Raw genomic sequence first — 23,987 nt, forward strand, 5'->3', positions numbered from 1 at the left:
GTTCATCGTGAGTACAACCGACGGAGGGGGCGACGTGGGAACGTTCCGCCTGCTGCACCCTGACCTCGTGCCGCAGCGGCGCGAGTCGGTGGTGCACGCCGCGTCGATGCTGGTCCGGATGGGGCTGGACGACACGGTGCTCTCGGCGTCGCCCGTGCACCGAAGACTCGCCAGGGTGGTGCTCACCAGCGACGTGATCGAGTGGAAGCCCGGCTACGCGGCGGGGACGCCCGCTCACGACGAGCGCCTCGGCGTCGTGCGGGTCGGCGGCGACCGCGGTGGCGTGCTGCTGTCCAGCATCCTGATCGCCTACCTCGACGTGCTGGAGAACGCGGCCAGGGCGGGCAGTTCGCTCACCGAGGACTCGTGGCGCACCCTGCTCTGGGCGCCGACCGCGCTCTTCGACCACGTGCTGTGCCGTCCCAGGGTCGGCATGACGGTGGTGATCCCCTGCCCCGGCGCCGAGCACCTGCCCCACGAGCGCGTGCTGGCGGGCCAGCGCCTCTACCTGGCGCTGATGCAGGCCGTCCGGTTCGCCGTCACCGGTGTCGTGCGCGCCCTGGACGACCAGGCGCTGGTCGAGGACTGCGTGACGCTGGCGACCACGTGCCTGCGCGCCGCGGCGGTGGCGCTCGAGTTCGCCTCGGACGGCGGCCTCGACGGGCCACCGTCGCCGCTGATCGTCGAGACCCCCGAGCACCGCTACCTCTGGCGGATGATCAGCGAGGTGCGCGCGGCCGTTCCGCGGGCCCGGTTCGAGCAGTTCGCGGTGGCGCTGCGGCGGCTCAACGACGTCCACACCGCGGGCCCGCTCCTCGTCGCGCGCGGTTAGCCCGCTTTCGTCTCGACTTCGCGCCGACTTTCGTCTTTCCACGACGCCGACCCGCAACCCCTGACCTACCGTCGTCGCCATGACGGGGGAACAGCCGGCGGTCGTCGTGCGGGACGTCCGCAAGAGCTACGGCGAGCTGAAAGCGGTGAACGGGGTCTCGTTCACCGTGGCGGAGGGCGAGTTCTTCGGCATCCTGGGGCCTAACGGCGCCGGGAAGACCACCACGCTGGAGATCATCGAGGGGCTGCGCCGCCCCGACAGCGGTGAGGTGCGGCTGCTCGGTGAGAGCCCCTGGCCGCGCAACGTGAAGTTGTTGCCGCGCATCGGTGTTCAGCTCCAGGCGTCGTCGTTCTTCGAGAAGCTGACCGCCGAGGAGCAGTTGCGGACGTTCGGCTCGCTCTACGGCGTCAGCGCGGGCACGGCCGCGGACATGCTGGAGCTGGTCGGCCTCGCGGACAAGGCGAACGAGCGGGAGAACAGGCTCTCCGGCGGCCAGCGGCAACGGCTCTCGATCGCGTGCGCCCTCGTGCACGACCCGGACGTCGTCTTCCTCGACGAGCCGACCGCGGCCCTCGACCCGCAGGCCCGCCGCAACCTCTGGGACGTGCTGCGGGCGATCCGGGACCGCGGCAAGACCATCGTCTACACCACGCACCACCTCGACGAGGCGGAGGTCCTCTGCGACCGCGTGGCCATCATGGACCGCGGCGAGGTGCTCGCCCTCGACCCGCCGGCGGTGCTGGTGCGCGGCCTGGACGCGCCGACGCACGTGACGCTGCAGAAGGGCGTGCTGCCGGTCGCCGAAGCCTCCGCGCTCGACGGTGTCGAGGAAGCCCACGAGGACGAGGTCTCGCTGACGATCTCCACGCGCCGCCCCGCTCCCGTGCTGTCCGCACTCGCCGAGCGCGGTGCGCTGGACGGGCTGCAGGTCCGCACGGGCACCCTCGAAGACGTGTTCCTCGGCCTGACCGGACGGGAGTACCGCGCATGACCGCGTTCAGGACGCTCTCGCTGGCGATGTTCAAGGGCTTCGTCCGGGACAAGGCCACGCTGTTCTTCACCTTCCTGTTCCCGTTGATGTTCCTCGTCATCTTCGGTCTCGTCCTGAGCGACGGAGCAGCGGACAGGACCAAGGTCGCGGTGGTCGGCGACGGCCCGATCGTCTCGGCGTTGCGCGACAGCGGCGCGCTGGAGCTGGAGCCCCACCACGACGAGGACGCCGCCGTGCGCAAGGTGCGGGACGGCGACCTGCCCGCCGCGGTGATCGTGCGCGGTCAGCGGCTGGAGGTCAGGTTCGCGCAGAGCGACCAGGTCGAGGCGGCGACGGTGGTCGGGATCGTGAACGGGTTCGTGGACAAGGCGAACCTCGCCGCGACGGGCCAGCCGCCGCGCTACGCGTTCGCCGCGGAGAAGGTCGAGGACGCCGCGCTCAAGCCGATCCAGTACCTGACGCCGGGCATCCTGTCGTGGGGTGTGGCCGTGTCGGCGGTGTTCGGGTCGGCGCTGACGCTGGTCTCGTGGCGGCGCAAGCAGGTGCTGCGCCGCATCCGGCTCGCGCCCGTCTCGGCGACCTCGGTGCTGTCGTCGCGGCTGCTCGTCAGCGCCGGCGTCGCGCTGGTGCAGGGCGCGATCTTCGTCGGCATCGCGGCGCTGCCGCTGTTCGGGCTGACGCTGTCCGGGCAGTGGTGGCTCGCGATCCCGTTGCTGCTCCTGGGAACCATCGCCTTCTTCGCGCTCGGCATGCTGGTCGGCGCGTTCGCGAAGACCGAGGAGTCCGCCTCCGCCGCGGCGAACATCGTCGTGCTGCCGATGGCCTTCCTGTCCGGCACGTTCTTCCCGGTCGACCGGGCACCCGCGTGGTTGCAGGCGGTGTCGCAGGCCTTCCCGTTGCGGCACATGAACGACGGCATGGTCGACGTGCTGGTGCGGGGCAAGGGGGTCGAGGCGCTGCTGGTGCCCGCGTCGGTCCTGACCGGGTTCACGCTCGTGGTCGCGGTGCTGGCCTCCCGCGTCTTCAAATGGGAGGAATAGGACAGGCCCGGTAGGTCTGTGCTCCCGGTCACGGTCCATGATGGGGAGCTATGACGTTCTCCAGCGCTGCCGGGCGGTTCCGCATCTTCGCGCTCGCCGAGGCGATCTCCTGGGCGGGCCTGCTGCTCGGGATGTTCTTCAAGTACGTCGTGGTGCAGAACGAGATCGGCGTCAAGATCTTCGGTCCGATCCACGGCATCGTCTTCGTCGGCTTCGTCCTCGTGACGCTGATGGCGAGGGAGCCGCTCAAGTGGGACGTCCGCACGCTGGTGCTCGGCCTGCTCTCCAGCATCCCGCCGTTCGGCACGGTGGTCTTCGAGCGCTGGGCCACGAAGACCGGCCGGCTCACCGAGCGAGCTCCCGAACAGCTCTGAGCTCCGCCTGCGGGTCGCCCTCGTGGTAGACGCGCTCGCTGGCCTCGATGTTGTCCAGGAACACCTGGTACTTCACCGCGTTGTGCAGGCGTGACGCGCGGGCGGCGACCTCGAGCGCTTCGAGCGGGCGGCTGTCCGGGCGGTGCGCGAGCCACGCCTCGCTCCACACCTTCCGGAAGTGGTCGCGGATCGCGGGACCGCCGTGCTCCACCGCCCGGCAGGCGTCGAGCGCCGGGTGGCCCCACACGGCGTCGGACCAGTCGATGACCGCTCCGCCGGTGCGCCAGTTGCCGGGGTGGAAGTCGCCGTGCGTCAGCGTGTCCGGCAGCCCGAACGACGGCATCGGCACCACGGACGACGACAGCCGCGGTTCGCCCGCCAGCGCGTGCTGCACGGCCACCCAGCGCGGCACGACCCGTTCGACCATCTCGGGCGTCAGGTGCCGGCAGTTGCCGCCCTCGGCCTGGCTCAGCAGCACCCGGCCCGGCGCGGAGGCGATCACCTCGGGGACCAGGGTGGGATCGTGCGCGGCGACCATCCTGATCACGGCGCCCTCGTCGGCGAAGAACGGCGGGACGGCCTTGAGCCACACCGGACCGTCCGCGGTGGGCAGCCGGTGGACGCTGGAGAGGTTCCACGTCCGCACCTGGACCGCCGGCCCGGTGCGGGTGATCACCCCGTCCGCCCAGCGGACGAGCTCGGCCGGTCCGCCGAGCCGTGCCCACGGCAGCCGGTGCTCGGCCTCCGGCGCGGGTTCTGGAGCCGGGGTGAGGTGGGGGCGGTCCGGTTCGCCGTGCGCTTCGACGTGGTAGGTGACGACGCCGCCGAACGGAACCCTGCCGCCGTCCACCGAGAGCAGGCGCAGCACGCTCGTCGGCACGCCGAGCAGGTCCTCCAGCACCGCGTTGACCGGCTCGACGTGGTTCCAGTTCGGTGTCTCGACCGGGAGCACCGGGGTGCGGCCGGTGAACCCGCCGGGGCAGCTGACGAGGGCGATGATCGACCGGTCCGGCCGTTCCCACTGCATGGGCTCATGAGGCCACAGGACGGCCCTGGCGCCCAAGCGGTTTTTTCAGTCCTCGAAGTCGCCGCTGGCCCGGCGGACCTTCGCGAGCAGGTCGGTGAGCTGCTCGGTCTGCCGGTCCGTCAGGCCCTTGAGCCCCAGGTTGACCTCGACGACCGCGGCGGTCGCCTGCTCGCGGCGCGCGAGACCGGCGTCGGTGATCTCCACCAGCGTGGTGCGGCGGTCCGTCGGGTGCGGGGTGCGGCGGACCAGGCCGTCGCTCTCCAGCCGGTCGACGATGTTGGTCACGCTCGTGGGGTGCAGCTGCAGGCGCTCGCCCATGACCCGCATCGGCAGCGCGCCCTTGCGGGAGAAGTACAGCAGCACCAGCGCCTCGTACCGGGCGAAGGTGAGACCGTGCGGCTTGAGGGCTGCGTCCACGGCGGACTGGATGATTTGCTGGACACGCATGACGCTCGTGACGGCGGCCATCGAGGTGGAGGAACCCACCCGCTCGTCCCACAGTTCGGCCGCGCGGGCGATCGGATCGAACGGCAGCGGTGTCATGGGCACCGAAGCTACCAGTCAGTACAACGGTGGATCACCAGGAGGCACGTGTGCTAGTCGCGTTCAGCGTCGCTCCGTCCGCATCGGACTCGTCGGGGAGCGTCGCCAAGGCGGTGGCCGAGGCGGTGCGGATCGTGCGGGAGTCCGGCCTGCCCAACGAGACCAACGCGATGTTCACCATGATCGAGGGCGAGTGGGACGAGGTGATGGACGTCGTCAAGCGCGCGACGGAGGCGGTGCAGGCCAGTGCCCCGCGGGTCTCGCTCGTGCTCAAGGCGGACATCCGGCCCGGTCACACCGGCCAGCTCAGCGCGAAGGTGCGCCGGATCGAGGAGCACCTCTCCGGCACGCCGTGACCCGGCCGGGTCCACGGATGGTCGAACGTGCTTACGCCGCCACGGTGAGTGGGCCCGTGCGCCGCCAGCCGCTGGGTTAGCGTGTCGGGCGTGGACGCGAGGCAGCTGTGGTTGAGGTTCGAGCCCTACCACGACGTCACGTACTTCACGCCCGAGTCCCGCGCCGCGACCGACGCGCTGGGCTGCAAGGGCGGCTGGATGGGCTATTTCGGCATGCGCGCCGCCCCGCTCGGCGCCGCGTCCCCGGAGCTGGTGACGGCCCTCTTCTACAACTTCGCGCCGCGGATGGTCCGCCGCGCCCTGCCCGACGCGTGGTCGGTGGCCTCGCCGCCCGAGTTCCTGCGGGCGCGGCTGGCGGGCGTCGACGGGGCCCTGCGGCGGTTGCTGGGCTCGGTCGACACCCCCGAGATCGTCGAGGCGGCGTCGCTGGCCCGCACCGCCGCGCTGGCCGCTCCCCTCGCGGGCCGTCCGCTGGCGGCCGCGAACCGGGCCCTGCCGTGGCCCATCGAGCCGCACCTCGCGCTGTGGCACGCCTGCACGATCCTGCGCGAGGCCCGCGGCGACGGCCACATCGCCGCCCTGGTCGCCCACGGAGTGGGGCCCTGCCAAGCGCTTGCGCTCTACGCGCGTGAGCATTCCCTCGACCCGGCATACATGCGGACCGCGCGTGGTTGGACTGTCGAGGAGTGGGAAGCGGGCGACCGGCCCGGCGACCTCCCCTCGGTCGAGCGGGCGACCGACGCCGCCGCGCTCGCTCCGTGGGAGGCGTTGGGCGCCGCCCGCACATCGCGGTTCATCGACCTGATGACACCGCTCGCTCTGCGCATCGCTTCGGCCAACGAGGCGATGCGCGTCAACCCGATGGCCCTGGACCCGGTCCGGGAACTAGCCGTGCCAGGATGGAACACGTGACAAGGCCTGATCCTCGCAAGACCGCCGCACTGTCCGCCGCGCTGTCGGGCGCCGTCGACCTGGGCGCCCTGAAGGCCCGGGCGGACGCCGCCCGCCAAGCCGCCACCGCACCCGCCGCCGCTCCCGGTGCCGCCTCGCCCGACAACGGCTCCGCGCCGTGGATCGTGGACGTCACCGAGGCCTCCTTCCAGGCCGTGGTCGAGCAGTCCCTGCAGGTGCCCGTCGTGGTGCTGCTCGGGGCGTCCTACAGCCCGGAGTCGCAGCAGCTCGCGTCGTCGCTGACCCGTCTCGCCTCCTCCTCTGGCGGTTCGTGGATCCTGGCGCGGGTCGACCTCGACCAGGCACCCCGCATCGGACAGGCGTTCGGCGTGCAGTCGGTGCCCACCGTCGTCGCCGTCGCCGCCGGCCAGCCGATCGACGCCTTCGCTGGCCCGATCGCCGACGCCGAGCTGTCGCAGTGGATCGCCCGGTTGCTCGACGCCCTGCGGGACCGGCTGCCGGGGATCCGGGCCGGGGAAGCCCGCGCCGGAGCCCCCGTCGAGAAAGAGGTCCCCGAGGACCCCCGGATCGTCGCCGCCGAGGAAGCGTTCGAGCGGGGCGACTACGCGGCCGCCCAGTCGTTCTACTCGCAGGTCCTGGCCAGCGAGCCCGCCAACGAGCTGGCCAAGGAAGGCCTGGCGCAGGCCAAGTTCGCCGAGCGGGCCGAGTCCGTCGACCCGGCGGTGATCGCCAAGGCCGACGCCGCTCCCGAGGACATCGACGCCCAGTTGGCCGCTGCTGACGCCCAGGTGGCGGTGCAGCAGGTCGAGGAGGCGTTCGCCCGGCTGGTCTCCACCGTTCGGCGGGTGTTCGGGGAGGACCGGGATCGGGTTCGGCAGCACCTCGTGGGGTTGTTCGAGCTGTTCCCGGCTGATGATCCTCGGGTTGCCGCTGCTCGGCGGAACTTGGCTTCGGCGTTGTTCTGAGGCTGGCGGATTTGTGATCTTGTCGGACCCCCTGAGTAGCGTTTGGGCTCAGGGGGTCTTCGTTTTGGGGGGACGCCTGCGGTCGCTTGCCCGGTGGGGTGGACGCGTCGGTGTTGTCTGTTGCGGTGGCGGGTGGCGGTGGCGAGTTCGTAGGTGGTCGGGTTGCTGGCTGCTGTTGCGGTGGGGTGGGTGGTGCTGGGGGCTCTGCCCCCAGGCCCCCGGCACTCCCAAAGGAGCCGGCCAGCGCCGCGGGTGGGCTGATGGCACGCCTGTTGGGTTGGGCGGGGTGCTGTTGCGTGGGTGGGTGCGTCTGCGGTGTGGCTCCCCCGTCCAGCGCACCAGAGGCAGCCACACCCGAGGGGTCAGGTCAAGTCGACGAAAAGCGTGTCGACTTGACCTGACCCCTCGGGCGCGGCAAAGGCTTCGGAGCGCTAGACGGGGGAGCCACACCGCCAGGTCGTGTTGCGGACGGCTCGCCTGCGGCATCGCCGGGGCTCGGCTTCGCCATCGCGAGGATGACGGCTCGCCTTCGGCATCGCGTGGAGGAGGCTCGCCTTCGGCGTCACCGGGGGTCAGGGGCGGCGGCGTTCCAATAGGACGGTGTCTCGCCATTCGCCGTGGTGCTGGGCGATTCGTTCCCGCAGGCCCACGGTGCGGAAGCCCGCCTTGTGGTGCAGGGCGATGCTCGCCCGGTTCTCCGGGAAGATCACGGCTTGCAGGGTCCACAGGCCGTCGGCATCGGCGGCGGAGACCTGGTGGTGCAGCAGGGTTTTGCCCACGCCTCGGCCCTGGTGGGCGGTGGAGACGTAGATCGAGGTCTCGGCCACGCCGGAGTAGCACTCGCGGGCGGAGACCGGGGTGGCGGCTGCCCAGCCCGCGATCGTGTCGTCCACCAGGGCGATCCAGCGGTGGGCCGGGAGCCACTTGGACTCCAAGGTCCGGCGGGACGGGACGTCGGTTTCGAAGGTCGCGTTGCCCGAGGCTATGCCTTCGCCGTAGATGCGGCGGACCTCCGGCCAGTCGGCGGTGGTCATGGCGCGGACGGTGACGCCGGGGGCCGGGCGGATCGTTCCCGTGGTCAGGGCGCCCATCACCGCGTCGGCGGCGTGGGGGAGGCCTGTGCAGCAGGCCGGGTTCACCGTGACCAGGGTGGTCGTGCCCTCGCGTTGGACGTGCAGGAAGCCGACCTCGGCCAGTTTGCGGACGTGGTGCGAGCAGGTGGACTGGCTCACGCCCAGCAGGGTGGTCAGGTCGCCCACCGTGACCGGGGCCTTCGCCGAGGCCACGTGGTGGAGCAGGCGGACTCGGGTCGGGTCGGACAGGGTCGCGAACCACGAGGCGTAGGTCGCGGCTTCATCGGTCAGCACCCGGCGATTGTCGACGAGCGCCGATCAGGCCGTCACACCGAGTACTTCTTCACGCAGAATGACAGGCCGCGGAAGAAGCCGTCGCCGAAGGCTTCGACGCGGGCGAAGCCGGAGGGGACGGCTTTGCCGTTGACGTCGGCGGCGATCAGGCTGTCGTCGGCCAGGAGCTCGGCCACGGCCTCGTCCAGGTCGCCGGGGGACAGGCGCAGGCCCGCCGCCGCGTCGGGGCGGTTCGTGAGGCCTGCCCAGGCTCCGGTCAGGCAGGCGGTGCGCTGGCCCGCGGCGTCGTCGTCGAGCTTGAAGCCCGTGGCGTGCTGGATCGACAGCGAGAAGCGGGAGGCGACCAGGGCGAACGCCGCGAAGTCGCCGATGCCGCCCTTGGCGCCCCTCTTCGGCGGCGTGCCGATCTTCACCAGGGACGGGAGGTCGAGCTGGATCTGGTTGACCGCCGGGCAGTAGGAGACGGGGGAGGTGGTCTGGGCGTCTGCGCACGGCTTGATGCCCGCCCTGTCGAAGGCCGGGAAGGACGCGCCGCTCGACTTGTAGGCGTCGCGCAGGGACTCCTCCAGTGCCTTGAGGTACTTGTCCTCGTCGACTCGGGCGTTGCCGCGGCCCTGGCCCTGGTCGGTGTCGGAGAGGTCGAAGGGGCGTTCGGTGATGCGCCTGCTGATCTCGGCCTCGTTGATCTCGGCGCAGCGGGCGGCGCCGCGGGTGAAGCCGAACTGGAAGGCCGAGACGCGGTCGAACGCGCTGCCGTGGGCGCCCTGCTTCTCGAAGGAGGTGCCGGCCGAGTCGCGGATGAAGAACATCGTCTGCAGGACCTGGTTCAGGCCCTCGCCGGTGGAGAGCTCGAAGTGCTTCGACCTGTTCTCGGCGATCCAGCGCATGAAGACGCCGGTGTAGCAGTCGGCCTGCTGCTCCTTCACGATCGACGGGGTGTTGGGGCCGATGTTGGAGGCCGGGCCGAGCTTGTACTGCACGGCGTGGCCCATCTCGTGCGCGAGGACCGTCACGACGGCCATCGGGCCGAACGAGTCGTCGAGCATCGGCAGGAGCTCGCCGCGGTCCCACGTGATGCTGTCGTCGATCGCGCAGTAGAACGCGTTCGCGACGCCGGTGGTGTTGAGCTTGCAGACCTCGACGCCCTTGCCGCCGGAGTCGTAGGAGAGCAGGCGCTTCACCGGTTCGAAGGTCTTGCCGGGGAACGAGCGGGGGAACTCGGCCTTCCAGAACTCCTGCACGTCGGCGAGGGTGTTGATGGCCAGGCGGTCCATCTCGCCGCCGTCGCCGTTCTCCACGCTGAGGTCCGCGTCGGGCACGCCCTGCTTCGGGCCGGACGGGCCGTTGGAGATCGTTAGGCCCGCGACCTTCGTGGGGTCGGGGCGTTCGCCCTTCGGCGAGCCCTCGACCGTGGACGCGCAGGCGGTGAGGGCTGCGGTCGCGGCCAGCGCGACGGCGATTCGTCCGATCCCCATGACCGGGAACACTACTCAGTGGGTTTCCACCGCCGGTGGCAAGGACCTGCGGCCAAACGTGAAACCTCCTCACCCTCTGGGGTGATTTCAAGACTGCCCGGGCTCGTTTTCGTTGTCCTGCCCGCGTGCCGGAGCGCACAGTCCGACCACGGAAGCCTTCGGCGTGGAAGGAGTTTGGCGGTATGGGTAGAACGCGCTGGGCACGGTTCGTCGGGGTGCTCGGGATCGGTGCCGCCGGTGCCAGTGCCCTGCTCTTCGGCATGTCCCAGGGAGCGCTGGCCGCCTCTTTCGCGGTGTCCGGCACAAACTTCAAGGTGGCCGCCGACAACTTGACGGGCCAGGGATTCGTCCAGTTCGGCGGCGTGGACGCGGGGGCGGGCAAGACCCACGTCGTCGCGGTCAGCGGCTTCAAGACGGCGAGGCTCGACAAGTTCTGCCAGTCGGTGTTCGTCGCCAACATGCCGATCGTCGGTGACATCACGATGCGCATCACCGCGGACAGCGTGGGGGGCATGTCGGCCGACAACCTGGTCGTCAACCTCACCGACCTCAACGGTGACCTCGTCCTCGGCAACCCCGAGATCGGCATCGACGCGAACAAGGTGACCAAGGGGCCCGACGGCCTGCGCGGTCTGCCGGGCTCGTTCGGCCTGCAGGCCGACTCGGCGAACATCACCGCGCTCAGGCAGACCGCCTGGGCCACGACGGCTCAGACCATCAGGTTCAAGGGCATGAACCTGACCATCCGCCAGGGGAAGCAAGAGTGCTTCTGAGGGCCTGGCGCGGCTTCACCGCGTGGCGGCGTGGCCGGCCCTTCTGGGCCGGCCTGTTCGTGGCCGCCGGCGCGCTCGTCATCCTGTTCCCGCCGTTCGTCGGCGTGCGGCTCGGCGACATGGTCATCTCGATCAAGACGATCGGCGGCACCTCGGCGCTGCTGATCGGCACGTTGCTGGCGATCTGCGCCGTGTCGCTGTGGGTGCAGCCCGGGTTCCGGCTGGCGGCGGGCATCGTCACGGTGCTGCTGTCGCTCGTCGCGCTCGTCGTGACCAACCTCGGCGGTTTCCTGGTGGGCACCGTCCTCAGCCTGCTCGGCGGCGCGCTCGCCGTGGCGTGGACGGACGAGCCCAAGCGGCCGAAGGAGGCCGGGCGCGCGGACCTCCCCGACACAGACGCGGACAGGGATGGAGTCACGGACGCGGGCACGGACGGGGAACCGGGCGCCGGGCCCGGCACCACGCAGAGGGTGCAGCCCACATGACCCGTTCACAGCCGCTGGCCGCGGTCGCGGTGGTCGCCGTGCTGGCGCTGCAACCGCCGTCGAGCTCGGATCCGGTGCCGCCGTCGAGCACGCCCAGCTCACCGGCTCCGACGAGCAGCAGCTCCTCACCGCCACCCAGGTCGAGCACCAGCGCCACTCCGCCTCCCGTGTCCTCGTCCTCGCCGACGGCTCCACCCGGCACGACCCCACCCGGCACGGCGCCACCTTCGACGCCGGCACCCCCGCCACCGGCCCCTGCACCGGTGGCGGGGGGAGGGCGCGAGTGGACCCTCACCGCCTCCCGGCTGGAGCTCGGCGGGCTCGACTTCGCCGGGGTCGTGGACGCCCTGGTGAACGGGCAGGTCGTCAAGGTGCTGAAGTTCACGGCCGGCGACATGAAGATCAAGGACCTGGTGCAGACCGCTCAGGTCGCACCGGGGGTGAAGCTCGTGACCGCCGCTCGGCCGGGCAGCACGTCCACGGTGTCGCCGGGCCGCATCGAGCTGTTCACCGTGCAGCTCAAGGGCAACCTCGACCTGCTGGGGATCAAGATCCCGGTCGACTACACGGCGGCGCACCCGCCGCCGATCAACGCGCCGTTCGCGGTCTTCACCGACGTCACGGTCCGCAACACGGACCTGATCGGCGGCACGCTGACGATCCCGGGAGCGCGGATCTCGGTCGTGCCGGACCAGGCCCCGGCCGAGAGGCGCTGATTGACTGGCTCCGCGCGTGGCTGTAGGTACAGGTGTGCCGGCGCTGTCCCGGGAGGACAGACGCCGGTCCAGGTCACCGAGCCGTGAGACGGAGAACATGGTGGGGGAAAGCCTCAAGGACCGCGTCCGCAGTTTCGACCACCACGACCAGTCCGTCGTACCCACGATCCACACCCTGCTCGCCGAGCTCAGGCAGGGCTGCCCGGTCGCGCGCAGCGAGGCCTACGACGGCTTCTACGTCGTGTCGAGGCAGGACGACATCGTGACCGTCGCGAAGGACGGCGAGACGTTCAGCGCGGCGGTGCAGGGGCTCGGGGCGGTGGCGATGGTGCCGGACGCCGAGACCACCCGCGCACCGCTGTTCGAGTCCGACCCGCCGGTGCACACGGGGTGGCGCAACGTGCTCCAGGGGTTCTTCGCCCGGCCCGCCGTGCGGGCGCACGAGCAGTTCATCCGGGAGGTGACCGACCAGGTCATCGACGAGGTGGCTCCGCGCGGGCGGTGCGAGGTGGTCGGAGACATCGCGGCGCGCATCCCGTCCGTGGTGATCGCCGAGGTCATGGGGGTGCCGCGGCACCGCCAGCAGGAGCTGGCCAGGCTGGCGCGCGACCTCGTCGCGCCGGCGTCGGTGCAGGACGCGCACCGCGCCGGTGCCGGTCTGGTCGAGTTCCTGCGCGGCGAGATCGCCGAACGCCGCGACCGCGAGGACACCGGCGGCGACGTGCTGACCGCGGTGGTCCACGCGGAGGTGGACGGGCGGCGCGCGACCGACGCCGAACTGCTCAAGTACGCGTTCCTGATGGTCAGCGCGGGTTTCCTGACCACCGTCGACACCATCTCCAGCCTGATGCTGCAGCTCGCGGAGGACCCCGCGACCCGCCGCCGGGTCGTCGCGGACCGCACGCTCGTGCCGGCGCTGATCGAGGAGATCGTGCGGCACGAGTCCGCGGTGGCCGCGACCGGGCGCACCGTGCTCGCCGAGACCACGCTCGGCGGCGTCGACCTGCACCCCGGCGACCGGCTGCTGCTGGCCTGGGGCTCGGGAACACGCGACGAGCGCTACGTCGACGACCCCGCCACCTTCCGGCTCGACCGGCAGCAGCGGGGACGCGACCTCGGCTGGGGCTCCGGGGTGCACCGGTGCCTGGGCATGCACCTGGCCCGCCTGGAGCTCGGCATCGTGTTCGACAAGGTCCTGACCGCGATGCCCGAGTTCGAGGTGGAACCCGGCACCGTGCCCGAACGCACGTACGGCGTGCTGCGCGGAGTGCGCCACCTCAACCTGAGGTGGAGCTAGATCCTCACAGGCCGCACTTGCGCGGGCCCTCGAACACGCCCTCGCGGAACCGCGCCACCCGCTGGAACCCGGGATCCACCGGGTTCTCGCCCTTCGCGTCACGGGCCGCGTAGTCGAACTGCAGCAGCACGGTCACGGCCTCGTCGAAGTCACCCGGCGAGAGCCCGAACCCGTCCTGCCGCTGGAACACCGCGCCCGTGTACGCGCCGGCGAGGCACAGGGCGGCCGCGGAGGCCTCCTCGCCCTCGGTCGGCTTGCCCAGCACGGCGAGCTCGGCCATCGCGTACCGCGTGGCGATCAACGTGCCGGTCGCGTAGTCGCCGAACTCCTTGTGCAGGGCCGGCAGCTCGTCCTGGGTGTCGATCTTGATCGTCTTGTCGGACGGGCAGTACGCGACGGGGCCCTGGTCGCCGGAGCAGGTCGGCTCGCTCTGGGCGGCCTCGGCGCGCGGTGAGGGCCACGTCTTGCCCGCCGTCGTCGCCAGGCCCTTGAAGTAGCCGTCGAGGTCCGGCGTCACGGACTCGAGCATCTGGGAGAACGGCAGGTTGCCGCCGTTCGCGCGGTCGGTGACGTTGGTGAACGCGCGCTGCGTGAACGTGCGGTTCTGCACGTTCATCGCGGCGCAGAACTTGGTGCCCTGCTCGAAGCCGTCCTGGAAGGCCGCCACGCGGTCGAACGCGCTGCCGTGCGCCTGCTCGTCCTCCGGCGAGGTGCCGACCGGGTCGCGGAACGTGATCAGCGCGCCCAGCGCCTTGTCGAGGGCGTCCGCGCCGATGTCGAGGCGCTGGGACTTGCCGTCGGTCACGTTGCGCACGAACGCGCCGGCGAAGCAGTCGGCCTGGGCCTCGGTGAGGATCGTCGGGTACTTCTCGGGCTCGCGGCGCTCGGCCTCGGGCGTGATGCCCATGCGGTTCTGCACCGCGTGGCCGATCTCGTGGGCGAGCACGACGACCACCGCGGCCTCGCCGAAGCGGTCCTGCAGCACGGGCAGCAGCGACGCGCGGTCCCACGCGATGGCGTCGGCGGCGGGGCAGTAGAAGGCGTTGCCCTCCACGTCCGCGGCCTTCTGCGTGCACGGTGGCGGCTTCGCGGCGGCATCGGCCGTGTCGACCGAGTAGAAACCGCCGGTCAGCGGCTTCCACTGCTTGTTGAACGTCTGCTGGAACGCGTCGTCCCAGAACTCGTTGATGTCGGTGAGGGCGGTGGCGGCCAGCTTGTCGATCGGGCCGTTGTCCGAGCCGCGCACCTGGATGGTCTCGGTGGAGGCCTCTTTCTTCACCACCTTGGCGGCACGGGGCCGCCCGGGGACCTGTGCCGTGCACCCCGCGGCGAGCAGGGCGGTGGCGACGATCAACGCGATGCTCCGGTGCCGCATGACCCCATTGTGCCTGCCGGGTGGCTCGGAGGGCGTCCTACTCGTCGAACTCAGGCGCATACCTTGGGCAACGTGTCGCGGGCCGGTCGGGTTCACCGGGCGCACCTGCTCTCCGGCGGCGCTCCCGCGGGGGGAGCGCCGCCGGAGGAGGTCAGTCCGCCTCGCCCAGCACGCCGGGCACCTCGGGCACCAGCCACAGCACCCCGGCGGGCGGGAGCTGCAGCAACGCCGACCACGGCCGCCCGTGCCACGGCCTGTCCTCCGCGTCGACGCCGCCGAGGTTGCCCACGCCGGAACCGCCGTAGACCGCGGCGTCGGTGTTCACGAGCTCCTTCCACCGGCCCGCCGACGGCAGCCCGACCCGGTAGTCGTGGTGCGGCATGCCGGAGAAGTTCGCGACGCAGACCAGTTGCGAGCCGTCCTCACCGATGCGCACGAACGACAGCACGTTGCCACCGGAGTCGTTCGCGTCGATCCACTGGAAGCCCTCCGGCGTCACGTCGTGCGAGAACAACGCGGCCGACGTCTTGTACACCGAGTTCAGGTCGCGCATCAGCTTCTGGATGCCCTGGTGCAACGGCTCCTGCTCGACCAGGTGCCAGTCGAGCGACCGCGACTCCGACCACTCCTGCCGCTGCCCGAACTCGCCACCCATGAACAGCAGCTGCTTGCCGGGGTGCGCCCACATGAACGCGAGCAGCGACCGCACGCCCGCCGCCTTGTTCCAGTCGTCGCCCGGCATCCGGGTCCACAGCGAGCCCTTGCCGTGCACCACCTCGTCGTGCGAGAGCGGCAGCACGAAGTTCTCGCTCCACGCGTACACCAGCGAGAACGTCATCTCGTTGTGGTGGAACGAGCGGTGGATCGGCTCACGCGACAGGTAGTGCAGCGTGTCGTGCATCCAGCCCATGTTCCACTTGAAGCCGAAGCCGAGGCCGCCCAGGTGCGTCGGTCGCGTGACACCCGGCCACGCCGTCGACTCCTCGGCGATCATGACGACGCCGGGGTGCCGCTTGTAGACCGTCGCGTTGAGCTCCTGCAGGAACCGCACCGCGTCGAGGTTCTCGCGGCCGCCGAACTCGTTCGGCAGCCACTGGCCCTCCGGCCGCGAGTAGTCGAGGTAGAGCATCGACGCGACGGCGTCCACGCGCAGGCCGTCGAGGTGGAACTCCTCGATCCAGAACAGCGCGTTGGCGACGAGGAAGTTGCGGACCTCGTTGCGCCCGAAGTCGAAGACGTACGTGCCCCAGTCGAGCTGCTCGCCGCGGCGCGGGTCGGCGTGCTCGTAGAGCGCCGTGCCGTCGAACTTCGCGAGCGCCCAGGCGTCCTTGGGGAAGTGCGCGGGCACCCAGTCGACCAGCACGCCGATGCCGCGCCGGTGCAGCGTGTCGACGAAGTGGCGGAAGTCATCCGGCGAGCCGAACCGCGAGGTCGGCGCGTAGTACGACGTCACCTGGTAGCCCCACGAGCCGCCGAACGGGTGCTCGGCCACGGGCAGCAGCTCGACGTGCGTGAAGCCCATGTCCTCGCAGTAGTCCGCGAGCTCGGTGGCCAGCTCCCGGTAGCCCAGGCCCGGCTTCCACGAGCCGAGGTGCACCTCGTAGATCGACATCGGCGCGTTCGCCCACTGCGTGGCCTCGCGCCGGGCGGTCCACTCCGCGTCGCCCCACTCGTACTCCGAGCGCGTGACGACCGAGGCCGTCTGCGGCGGGACCTCCGTGGCGAACGCCATCGGGTCGGCCTTCTCGTGCCACACGCCGTCCGCGCCGAGGATGCGGAACTTGTACCGCGAGCCCACCGGCACGTTCGGCAGGAACACTTCCCACACGCCGCTGGAGCCCATCGAGCGCAACGGGTTCGCGCGGCCGTCCCAGCCGTCGAAGTCACCCGTCACCCGCACGCCGCGGGCGTTCGGCGCCCACACCGCGAACGAGACACCGGTGACGTCGCCGTTGGCCGTCTCGTAGCAGCGGACGTGCGCGCCCAGCACGTCCCACAGCCGCTCGTGGCGGCCTTCGCCGATCAGGTGCAGGTCCAGCTCGCCGACCGTCGGCAGCCACCGGTACGGGTCGTCGACCTCGATCGTGTGGTCGCCGTAGGACACCAGGAGCCGGTAGTCGCCGGGAGCCTCGGGCAGCTCGCCCTCGAAGAGGGCGTCGGCGATGCGCGTCAGCTCGACCTGCTTGTCACCCCACGACACCGCGACCGACGTCGCGCCGGGCCGCAGCGCCCGCGCCACCACCTGGTCGCCGACGGCGTGCACGCCCAGCAGCGAGTGCGGGTCGTGATGGGCTCCTGACAGCAGTCGGTCCAGGTCGGCCTTCACGACTCACTCTCCTCCACTCGTCATCCGGGCGATCGACGACAACGGCACCGTCAGCCACTCGGGCCTGTTGGCGTGCTCGTACGCGACCTCGTAAACCGCTTTGTCCAGCTCGAACGCGCGCAGCAGCTGCACGTTGTCCCGCGGGTCCGCCGCCACCTCGGCGTAGCCCTCGCAGAACGCCGCCCTGTTGCGCTTCGTCCACTCCATCGCGCGGTAGGCGAGCTGGTCGTCGTCGGGCTGACCGACGAGCAGCTGCCGTGCCGCGTAGTCGAACGACCTCAGCATCCCCGCGACGTCGCGCAACGGCGACCGCAGCGCGTTGCGCTCGGCGACGCCCGCCGCCGGTTCGCCCTCGAAGTCGATGAGCAGCCAGCCGTGCACCGTCCGCAGCACCTGACCGAGGTGCAGGTCGCCGTGGATGTGCTGGATCGGGATCCGCCCGAGGTGCTCGCGCGCCTCCTCGAACGCGGCGCGCAGCGGCTCCTCGTACCTCGTGAGCTCCGGCACCGCCTCCACGACGGTGTCGAGGCGGCGCTGCATGCCCGCCACGGCGTTCGCCACCGCGTCGTCGTCGGCGATCCGCGTGCCGAGCGCCTGGGCGAGGTCGGCGTGCACCTTCGCCACCGCGTGCCCGAGCCGGCAGGCCTCGCCCGCGAAGTCGCCGCCGACCTCGGAGGCGTGCAGGTCGGCCTCGGCCATCAGGTCGCGCACCGAGGTCTTGGCCATGTCCCAGCCCTCGACCGCGTCCGGGAGGAACTCCTGCAGCATCGCGAGCGTGACCGGCTCGCCGTCCAGCTCGGTCGAGATCGACCCGAGCGGCAGCGCGATGTGCTCGCAGCCGACGGACCGCAGCGCCCGGTGCATCACCAGGTCGCGGTTCTCGCCGCGGGCGAGCTTGCGGAAGACCTTCAGGATGTACTGCTGGCCGTAGATCAGCGACGTGTTGGACTGCTCGACGCCGATCGGCCTGCCGCGCAGCGAGGTGCGCAGCTCCACCCCCTGCTCGTGGGCGAACCGGATGCCGTTCACGCTCTCGCCGGCCGCGATCTTGCGCAGCAGCAGGCCGTTGCGCTCGGGGTCGGCGGTGGCGTCGTAGCCGTCGGAGTGCTCGCTGATGATCAGCTGGTACTGCTCGGTGCGGCCCGGCTGATCGACCTCGACGATCACGTGCGCCACGTCGTCGTCGAGCGGCGTCGTCCGCAGTGGACGGACCGCCGTGATCGGACGGTCCTTGCCACCGAACCACCGCAGCGTGGGCAGCACGTCCGGCAGGGTGGTGACCAGCTTGTCGGTGAGCTCGTCGGGATCGATCACGCGCGATTCACCTCATCTCGCTGTCGTCGCCCGCCTCTACCAGCTGGAACCAGTAGAAACCGTGACCGGGAAGGGTCAGCAGGTACGGGAGTTCCCCGATCGCGGGGAATTTGACACCTCCGGTGAGCTCCAGCGGCGTGTAGTCGCGGTGCTCGGAGAGGTCCAGCTCGACGGGTTGCGGGAAGCGCGACAGGTTGTTCACGCAGAGCACGATGTCCTCGCGCCCGTCGGGCCGCTTCCAGAGCCGCTTGTAGGCGAGCACGCTCGGGTTCGAGCCGCCCAGCTCGGTGAAGTCGCCCTCGGCGAACGCGTGGTGCTGCTTGCGCACCTCGATCATCCGCCGGGTCCAGTTGAGCAGCGACGACGAGTTGTTGAGCTGCGCCTCGACGTTCAGCGCCTGGTAGCCGTAGACCGGGTCCATGATCACCGGCAGGTAGATGCGGCCGGGGTCGCAGGAGGAGAAGCCCGCGTTGCGGTCGGGGGTCCACTGCATCGGCGTGCGCACGGCGTCGCGGTCGGCGAGCCAGATGTTGTCGCCCATGCCGATCTCGTCGCCGTAGTAGAGGACGGGTGAGCCGGGCAGCGACAGCAGCATGGCGGTGAACAGCTCGTGCTGGTTGCGGTCGTTCTCCAGCAGCGGCGCGAGCCGGCGGCGGATGCCGATGTTCGCCTTCATCCGCGGGTCCTTGGCGTACTCCGCGTACATGTAGTCGCGCTCTTCGTCCGTCACCATCTCGAGCGTCAGCTCGTCGTGGTTGCGCAGGAAGATGCCCCACTGCGAGTTCTCCGGGATCGCCGGCGTCTGCGCCAGGATCTCCGAGATCGGGAACCGCGACTCGCGCCGCACCGCCATGAAGATCCGCGGCATCAGCGGGAAGTGGAACGCCATGTGGCACTCGTCGCCGCCGATCTCCGGGTCGCCGAAGTACTCGACCACGTCCGACGGCCACTGGTTCGCCTCGGCGAGCAGCACCCGGCCGGGGAACTCGTCGTCGACGACCTTGCGGCACCGCTTGAGGAACTCGTGCGTGCGGGGCAGGTTCTCGCAGTTCGTGCCTTCCTCCTCGAAGAGGTACGGCACGGCGTCGAGGCGGAACCCGTCGATGCCGAGGTCGAGCCAGAACCGCAGGACGTCGAGCATCGCCTCCTGCACTTCCGGGTTCTCGTAGTTGAGGTCCGGCTGGTGGCTGAAGAAGCGGTGCCAGAAGAACTGCCCGCGCACCGGGTCGTAGGTCCAGTTCGACGACTCCGTGTCGACGAAGATGATCCGCGCGTCGCTGTAGCGCGAGTCGTCGTCGCTCCACACGTAGTAGTCGCCGTACGGGCCGTCCGGGTTCTGCCGAGACTCCTGGAACCACGGGTGCGCGTCGGAGGTGTGGTTGAGCACCAGGTCGGTGATCACCCGGATGCCCCGCCGGTGCGCCTCCTCCAGCAGGTACACGAAGTCCTCGACGGTGCCGAACTCCGGCAGCACCGCGCGGAAGTCGCTGATGTCGTACCCGCCGTCGCGCAGCGGCGAGGCGTAGAACGGCGGCAGCCAGAGGCAGTCGACGCCCAGCCACTCGAGGTAGTCGAGGCGGGAGGCGAGCCCGCGGAGGTCGCCCGTGCCGTCGCCGTTGGAGTCGCTGAACGCGCGGACCAGCACCTCGTAGAAGACGGCGCCCTTGAACCAGCTCGGGTTCGCCGATGCCGGCTTGGCTGACTTGAAGTCCTCTGCCTGCGGCTCCACCAGGAAGCCGTCGTCGGTCATGGCTTCACCGGTGTGCGGTGTGCCGTCCAGCCCTAGAGCAGCGTCGGGACGGGAGTCGTCGACCATGGTTCCCACCTCGTCGGGGGTTGTGCGGGGGTTGATCAGCTGAAGCGGCGCTGCAGGCTCACGACGTGCGCGGTGGCACGCCACGGGTCGAGGCGGACGTAGTTGGCCTGTCCCCAGTCCCAGGTCTCGCCGGTGACCTCGTCGTGCGCGATGACGCGCTCGTGCCAGTCGAACCCGAGTTCGGGCAGGTCGAGGTACAGAGTCCCCTCCTGCGCGTTGTTCGGGTCGAGGCTGACCACCACCACGACCGTGTCACCCGTTTCCGGGTCCCGTTTGGAGTAGGCGACCAACGCGTCGTTCTCGATGTGCTGGAACTTCAGCGTGCGCATCTGCTGGAGGGCGGGGTGCGCCTTGCGGATGTGGTTGAGCTTGCGCAGCCACGGCTCAAGGCTCCGCCCGTCCGCCAGTGCACGGGCGTAGTCGCGGGGCCGCAGCTGGTACTTCTCGGAGTTGAGGTACTCCTCGCTCCCGGGCTTCACGGCCTCGTGCTCGAAGAGCTCGTAGCCGCTGTACACGCCCCACGTGGGGGACAGCGTGGCGGCGAGGGCCGCCCGGAGGCCGAACATCGCGGGGCCGCCGTGCTGCAACGACTCGTGCAGGATGTCGGGCGTGTTGACGAAGAGGTTCGGCCGCGCCTCGTCCCAGTGGTCGCGCAGGTCCTCGCCGAACTCGATCAGCTCCTGCTTGCTCGTCCGCCACGTGAAGTACGTGTAGGACTGGGTGAAGCCGAGCTTGGCCAGGCCGTAGAGCCGGGCGGGACGGGTGAAGGCCTCGGCCAGGAACAGCGTGTCCGGGTAGACCTCCTTGACCTTCCAGATCAGCCACTGCCAGAAGTCCGGTGGCTTGGTGTGCGGGTTGTCGACCCGGAAGATCCGCACCCCGTGCTCGGCCCAGTACAGGACCACGCGCAGCACCTCGTGGTAGAGGCCCTGCGGGTCGAGGTCGAAGTTGATCGGGTAGATGTCCTGGTACTTCTTGGGCGGGTTCTCCGCGTACGCGATCGTGCCGTCGGGCTGGGTGGTGAACCACTCCGGGTGCTTGAGCACCCACGGGTGGTCCGGGGCGCACTGGAGCGCGAAGTCGAGCGCCACCTCGAGGCCGAGCTCCTTCGCGCGCTCGACGAGCGCGTCGAAGTCCTCGATCGTGCCGAGCTGGGGGTGGATCGCGTCGTGCCCGCCCTCGTCCGCGCCGATCGCCCACGGTGATCCCGTGTCGTCCGGACCCGCGACGAGCGTGTTGTTGGGACCCTTGCGGTTGACCCGCCCGATCGGGTGGATCGGCGGGAAGTAGACGACGTCGAAGCCCATCGCCGCGACCCGGTCGAGCTCCTTGGTCGCCGTGGCGAACGTGCCGTGCACCGGCCGGCCGGTCTCGTCGACCCCGCCCGTGCTGCGCGGGAAGAACTCGTACCAGGAGCTGTACGCGGCCTTCTTGCGGTCGCACCAGATCTTGTGCGGCTTGCCCTTGGTGATCAGCTCGCGCACCGGGTGCTCGAACATGATCTTCTGGACGTCGGCGGCGAAGGCCGGCGCGACGCGTTCGGCGAGCGGCCGGTCCGCGTCCCGCAGCGCTGCCGCCGCGGTCAGGAGCAGTGCTCGCTCTTGCCTCCGATCGGGTCGCCGTGCCACCCGATCGAGTAGCTGGGCGCCGATCTCCAGGTCGTTTGCGAGATCACCGGGACCCTGTCCGGCCGCGATCTTCACCTCAACGGCGTGGTTCCAGGTGGCCCAGGGGTCACTCCACGCATCCACGCGGAACGTCCAGGCGCCCTCGGCGTCCGGAACGATGGTCGCGCCCCACCGGTCGAGACCGGTCCCGATCTCGTGCATGCGCGTCTGCCGGGCGACCCGGTCATTCGGGCCGCGCCACGTGACCGTGGCGGCGAGTCTGTCGTGACCCTCCCGCCACACGGTGGCAGCCACCGGAATGTGTTCTCCCACAACGGCTTTGGCTGGATACCTACCAGCCGAGACCACCGGGGATACGTCGTCGATACCGAGCCGTCCACTCATCGGCAGCGCCTTTCCGCCGTGTCGGTCCGCGTCGCCTGTAATCCTGCCCTGTTCGATCATGCTGCTTGTCAGCGGGTTGCCCCATGTAGATCCGTACCCCGCCCACGCCGATCGCACACCTTGAGCGGGTCGTGTGTCCAGGGTCTCCCGGCCACCGTTGCGGGAACTTCCAGTGGACCGTTCCTGTGATACCCACGGAGTTACGGCGGTGCTACGGGTACCGTGCCCGCGTGAACAAGCTTGGCGACCGCTACGTCCTCCTCGACCAGCTCGGCGCCGGCGCGATGGGCGTCGTGTGGCGTGCGCGCGACGAGCTGCTGCACCGGGACGTGGCCGTCAAGCAGCTGCTTCTCACCGAGTTGCAGCCGAACGAGTTCCACGAGGCCGTCCAGCGCGCGATGCGCGAGGGCCGCATCGCGGCACGCCTGCAGCACCCGAACGCGATCGCCGTGTACGACGTGGTCGTCGAGGACGGCAAACCCTGCCTGGTCATGGAGTATTTGCCGTCCCGCAACCTGTCGGCGATCCTGGGCGAGCGCGGCCCGCTGCCCCCGCTGGAGGCCGCGCGGATCGGCTCCCTGGCCGCGGGCGCGCTGGCCGCCGCGCACGACGCCGGCATCGTGCACCGCGACATCAAGCCCGGCAACGTCCTCATTGGACGTGATGGCACCGTCAAGATCACCGACTTCGGCATCTCGCGCGCTTTGGGCGATGTGGCCGTCACCAAGACCGGCATGCTGGCCGGTACGCCCGCGTTCCTCGCGCCGGAGCTGGCCCGCGGCGCCGAGCCCGCGCCGCCGTCGGACGTGTTCTCGCTCGGCGCGACGATCTACGCGATGACCGAGGGCGAGCCGCCGTTCGGCAAGAGCACCAACGACCTCGGCCTGCTCTACAAGGTCGCACGGGGCGAGACCCGCCCGCCGCTGCGCTCCGGCCCGCTCACCCCGCTGCTGACGCGGCTGCTGGCGAACGAGCCGTCGCAGCGCCCGACCGCGGCCCAGGCGGCGGAGGAGCTCAAGGCCATCGCGTCCGGCGCCGCCGTCCCGTCCACGAGGGTCATCCCGCCCCGTCCGATGACCCCGCCGTCCGGCACCGCCGTGATGCCGTCGTCGGGACCGGGCACCCAGGGCCCGCGCACGGTGCCGCCGCAGGCCCCGCGCACCGCACCGCCGCGGACCAGGCCACCGGTGCCGCTGCCGGAGCCGTACGACCCCGAACCGGAGCCGAGGAAGAACCGCGGCCTCGCCGTCGCCGCCGCCGTCCTGGGTGTGCTGCTGATCGCCGGCCTGGCCTACGCGCTCATCGAGAAAGCCGGCGACGAGGGCACCACGGCGAACCCCGGCGGCACCTCGACGCCGCAGACGACGTCGCAGACCAAGGCTCCCACCAAGCAGCAGCCGCCCGCCCAGGTGCCCGCGCCGACCAGCGAGAAGCCGAAGCCGCCGCAGAGCTCCCCGAGCCAGCCGCCCTCGTCCAAGCCGCCCGCCACCAAGTTCACCGCGGCGCAGGTCGTCCAGTTCGTGAGGCAGCACTACGGGAAGCTGCCGGCCAACGTCGAGGGCGCCCGCGGGGACTGGGAGCAGGGCCAGGCGCCGAGCCTCGCCTCGGAGAAGGAGTACTGGGGTGGCTTCACCAAGGTCGCGGTCCAGGGCAACCCGCTGGTGAACCCCGAGGACAACGGCACGTTCACCGTCACGACGGCGCTGGCGCTCACCGAGGCGGAGTCCGGCAAGACCACGACCGAGGAGCACACCCTCGAGATCTCGGGCAAGGGCGACAAGCTGCTGATCACGGGCGAGCAGAAGGGCTGAGCGGGCGAACCGGACGAGCGGGATCTCCGGTGCAAAATGGACAACGGCCGCACGGTCCACGGCTTCCTGTGCCGAATGGCGCCGCCGGGAACCGTCGAAGACCCGCCGCCGGCACCGCCGAGCCCGCGGGCGGCGCTCCCGCCGAGCAGCGGGCGAATGGCCGCCACCCGCGTCCGGCCT

21 protein-coding genes are annotated in these 23,987 nt (G+C 70.7%); 12 read left to right on the plus strand and 9 right to left on the minus strand.

Annotation, left to right across the window (positions count from 1 at the left end):
* Positions 1 to 34: 34 nt before the first annotated feature.
* From BMW88_RS24280 to BMW88_RS24295, 4 genes are all read left to right on the plus strand, one after another.
* Positions 35 to 832, plus strand: coding sequence for a hypothetical protein (locus BMW88_RS24280; RefSeq protein ID WP_089954265.1), 798 nt, complete (start codon positions 35 to 37; stop codon positions 830 to 832).
* Between the two features lie 79 nt (positions 833 to 911).
* Complete coding sequence (locus BMW88_RS24285; protein ID WP_089954269.1) at positions 912 to 1,823, plus strand: ABC transporter ATP-binding protein; 912 nt, start codon at positions 912 to 914, stop codon at positions 1,821 to 1,823.
* Positions 1,820 to 2,863, plus strand: coding sequence for an ABC transporter permease (locus BMW88_RS24290; protein WP_089954271.1), 1,044 nt, complete (start codon positions 1,820 to 1,822; stop codon positions 2,861 to 2,863). Before BMW88_RS24285 ends, BMW88_RS24290 begins: the two co-directional genes overlap by 4 nt.
* 50 nt (positions 2,864 to 2,913) lie before the next feature.
* Positions 2,914 to 3,237 carry a DUF3817 domain-containing protein gene (locus BMW88_RS24295; RefSeq protein ID WP_089954274.1) on the plus strand — a complete coding sequence of 108 codons (324 nt, stop codon included), beginning with the start codon at positions 2,914 to 2,916 and terminating at the stop codon, positions 3,235 to 3,237.
* On the opposite strand, the gene BMW88_RS24300 is transcribed toward BMW88_RS24295, so the two are convergent.
* Both BMW88_RS24300 and BMW88_RS24305 read right to left on the minus strand, forming a co-directional pair.
* Entirely contained in the window at positions 3,209 to 4,264 is a 1,056-nt protein-coding gene (locus tag BMW88_RS24300; RefSeq protein WP_089954276.1) for an aminoglycoside phosphotransferase family protein, read from the minus strand. The genes BMW88_RS24295 and BMW88_RS24300 overlap by 29 nt on opposite strands.
* 45 nt (positions 4,265 to 4,309) lie before the next feature.
* Positions 4,310 to 4,807, minus strand: coding sequence for a MarR family winged helix-turn-helix transcriptional regulator (locus tag BMW88_RS24305; RefSeq protein WP_089954277.1), 498 nt, complete (start codon positions 4,805 to 4,807; stop codon positions 4,310 to 4,312).
* 50 nt (positions 4,808 to 4,857) lie between these two features.
* Between BMW88_RS24305 and BMW88_RS24310 the strand changes: the two genes are divergently transcribed.
* From BMW88_RS24310 to BMW88_RS24320, 3 genes are all read left to right on the plus strand, one after another.
* Positions 4,858 to 5,163, plus strand: coding sequence for an MTH1187 family thiamine-binding protein (locus tag BMW88_RS24310; RefSeq protein ID WP_089954280.1), 306 nt, complete (start codon positions 4,858 to 4,860; stop codon positions 5,161 to 5,163).
* A gap of 90 nt (positions 5,164 to 5,253) precedes the next feature.
* Positions 5,254 to 6,075, plus strand: a complete 822-nt coding sequence (locus BMW88_RS24315; RefSeq protein ID WP_089954714.1) for an SCO6745 family protein — start codon at positions 5,254 to 5,256, stop codon at positions 6,073 to 6,075.
* Complete coding sequence (locus tag BMW88_RS24320) at positions 6,072 to 7,040, plus strand: tetratricopeptide repeat protein (protein WP_425434684.1); 969 nt, start codon at positions 6,072 to 6,074, stop codon at positions 7,038 to 7,040. The genes BMW88_RS24315 and BMW88_RS24320 overlap by 4 nt, the downstream gene beginning before the upstream one ends.
* A 572-nt stretch (positions 7,041 to 7,612) precedes the next feature.
* Here BMW88_RS24320 and BMW88_RS24325 read toward each other — a convergent pair.
* Together BMW88_RS24325 and BMW88_RS24330 are read right to left on the minus strand one after the other, a co-directional pair.
* Positions 7,613 to 8,407 (minus strand): helix-turn-helix domain-containing GNAT family N-acetyltransferase, encoded by a 795-nt coding sequence (locus BMW88_RS24325; protein ID WP_089954282.1) that lies wholly within the window; start codon positions 8,405 to 8,407, stop codon positions 7,613 to 7,615.
* Between the two features lie 32 nt (positions 8,408 to 8,439).
* Positions 8,440 to 9,882: a neutral zinc metallopeptidase gene (locus tag BMW88_RS24330; RefSeq protein ID WP_089954719.1), complete on the minus strand. Its 1,443-nt coding sequence runs from the start codon at positions 9,880 to 9,882 to the stop codon at positions 8,440 to 8,442.
* 182 nt (positions 9,883 to 10,064) lie between these two features.
* Between BMW88_RS24330 and BMW88_RS24335 the strand changes: the two genes are divergently transcribed.
* The 4 genes from BMW88_RS24335 to BMW88_RS24350 all read left to right on the plus strand — a co-directional run bounded on the left by BMW88_RS24335 (position 10,065) and on the right by BMW88_RS24350 (position 13,153).
* Positions 10,065 to 10,655 (plus strand): DUF6230 family protein, encoded by a 591-nt coding sequence (locus BMW88_RS24335; RefSeq protein ID WP_089954285.1) that lies wholly within the window; start codon positions 10,065 to 10,067, stop codon positions 10,653 to 10,655.
* A complete protein-coding gene (locus BMW88_RS24340) occupies positions 10,646 to 11,140 on the plus strand; it encodes a DUF6114 domain-containing protein (protein ID WP_089954287.1) in 495 nt (164 codons plus the stop codon). The genes BMW88_RS24335 and BMW88_RS24340 overlap by 10 nt, the downstream gene beginning before the upstream one ends.
* A complete protein-coding gene (locus BMW88_RS41095; protein ID WP_143116220.1) occupies positions 11,137 to 11,856 on the plus strand; it encodes a hypothetical protein in 720 nt (239 codons plus the stop codon). The genes BMW88_RS24340 and BMW88_RS41095 overlap by 4 nt, the downstream gene beginning before the upstream one ends.
* Positions 11,857 to 11,953: 97 nt before the next feature.
* Positions 11,954 to 13,153 carry a cytochrome P450 gene (locus BMW88_RS24350; protein WP_089954292.1) on the plus strand — a complete coding sequence of 400 codons (1,200 nt, stop codon included), beginning with the start codon at positions 11,954 to 11,956 and terminating at the stop codon, positions 13,151 to 13,153.
* 4 nt (positions 13,154 to 13,157) lie between these two features.
* Here BMW88_RS24350 and BMW88_RS24355 read toward each other — a convergent pair whose 3' ends face one another.
* The 5 genes from BMW88_RS24355 to BMW88_RS24375 all read right to left on the minus strand — a co-directional run bounded on the left by BMW88_RS24355 (position 13,158) and on the right by BMW88_RS24375 (position 21,996).
* On the minus strand, positions 13,158 to 14,528 hold the full coding sequence (locus BMW88_RS24355) for a neutral zinc metallopeptidase (protein WP_089954294.1): 1,371 nt from the start codon (positions 14,526 to 14,528) through the stop codon (positions 13,158 to 13,160).
* A gap of 151 nt (positions 14,529 to 14,679) precedes the next feature.
* Positions 14,680 to 16,854 (minus strand): 1,4-alpha-glucan branching protein GlgB, encoded by a 2,175-nt coding sequence (glgB, locus tag BMW88_RS24360; RefSeq protein WP_089954297.1) that lies wholly within the window; start codon positions 16,852 to 16,854, stop codon positions 14,680 to 14,682.
* Positions 16,855 to 16,857: 3 nt separating this feature from the next.
* The gene (locus BMW88_RS24365; protein WP_089954300.1) at positions 16,858 to 18,168 is read right to left on the minus strand and encodes a maltokinase N-terminal cap-like domain-containing protein; all 1,311 of its coding nucleotides are present in this window, start codon (positions 18,166 to 18,168) and stop codon (positions 16,858 to 16,860) included.
* Positions 18,169 to 18,175: 7 nt separating this feature from the next.
* Positions 18,176 to 19,984: a maltose alpha-D-glucosyltransferase gene (treS, locus tag BMW88_RS24370; protein ID WP_089954302.1), complete on the minus strand. Its 1,809-nt coding sequence runs from the start codon at positions 19,982 to 19,984 to the stop codon at positions 18,176 to 18,178.
* Positions 19,985 to 20,019: 35 nt separating this feature from the next.
* Positions 20,020 to 21,996, minus strand: a complete 1,977-nt coding sequence (locus BMW88_RS24375; RefSeq protein ID WP_089954305.1) for an alpha-1,4-glucan--maltose-1-phosphate maltosyltransferase — start codon at positions 21,994 to 21,996, stop codon at positions 20,020 to 20,022.
* Positions 21,997 to 22,226: 230 nt separating this feature from the next.
* Here BMW88_RS24375 and BMW88_RS24380 point away from each other — a divergent pair, with 230 nt between their 5' ends.
* Positions 22,227 to 23,807: a serine/threonine-protein kinase gene (locus tag BMW88_RS24380; RefSeq protein ID WP_245778020.1), complete on the plus strand. Its 1,581-nt coding sequence runs from the start codon at positions 22,227 to 22,229 to the stop codon at positions 23,805 to 23,807.
* Positions 23,808 to 23,987 lie beyond the last annotated feature (180 nt).

The organism is Lentzea xinjiangensis (assembly GCF_900110955.1).
Classification (GTDB): domain Bacteria; phylum Actinomycetota; class Actinomycetes; order Mycobacteriales; family Pseudonocardiaceae; genus Lentzea; species Lentzea xinjiangensis.

What these genes read in the sequence shown, in the direction of transcription:
- BMW88_RS24350 (WP_089954292.1), top strand. Translation starts at nt 11,954, where the DNA reads ATGGTGGGGGAAAGCCTCAAGGACCGCGTCCGCAGTTTCGACCACCAC.
- BMW88_RS24335 (WP_089954285.1), top strand. Translation starts at nt 10,065, where the DNA reads ATGGGTAGAACGCGCTGGGCACGGTTCGTCGGGGTGCTCGGGATCGGT.
- BMW88_RS24375 (WP_089954305.1), bottom strand. Translation starts at nt 21,996, where the DNA reads ATGAGTGGACGGCTCGGTATCGACGACGTATCCCCGGTGGTCTCGGCT.
- BMW88_RS24305 (WP_089954277.1), bottom strand. Translation starts at nt 4,807, where the DNA reads ATGACACCGCTGCCGTTCGATCCGATCGCCCGCGCGGCCGAACTGTGG.
- BMW88_RS41095 (WP_143116220.1), top strand. Translation starts at nt 11,137, where the DNA reads ATGACCCGTTCACAGCCGCTGGCCGCGGTCGCGGTGGTCGCCGTGCTG.
- BMW88_RS24355 (WP_089954294.1), bottom strand. Translation starts at nt 14,528, where the DNA reads ATGCGGCACCGGAGCATCGCGTTGATCGTCGCCACCGCCCTGCTCGCC.
- BMW88_RS24300 (WP_089954276.1), bottom strand. Translation starts at nt 4,264, where the DNA reads ATGCAGTGGGAACGGCCGGACCGGTCGATCATCGCCCTCGTCAGCTGC.
- treS (WP_089954302.1), bottom strand. Translation starts at nt 19,984, where the DNA reads ATGGTCGACGACTCCCGTCCCGACGCTGCTCTAGGGCTGGACGGCACA.
- BMW88_RS24330 (WP_089954719.1), bottom strand. Translation starts at nt 9,882, where the DNA reads ATGGGGATCGGACGAATCGCCGTCGCGCTGGCCGCGACCGCAGCCCTC.
- BMW88_RS24295 (WP_089954274.1), top strand. Translation starts at nt 2,914, where the DNA reads ATGACGTTCTCCAGCGCTGCCGGGCGGTTCCGCATCTTCGCGCTCGCC.
- BMW88_RS24285 (WP_089954269.1), top strand. Translation starts at nt 912, where the DNA reads ATGACGGGGGAACAGCCGGCGGTCGTCGTGCGGGACGTCCGCAAGAGC.
- BMW88_RS24290 (WP_089954271.1), top strand. Translation starts at nt 1,820, where the DNA reads ATGACCGCGTTCAGGACGCTCTCGCTGGCGATGTTCAAGGGCTTCGTC.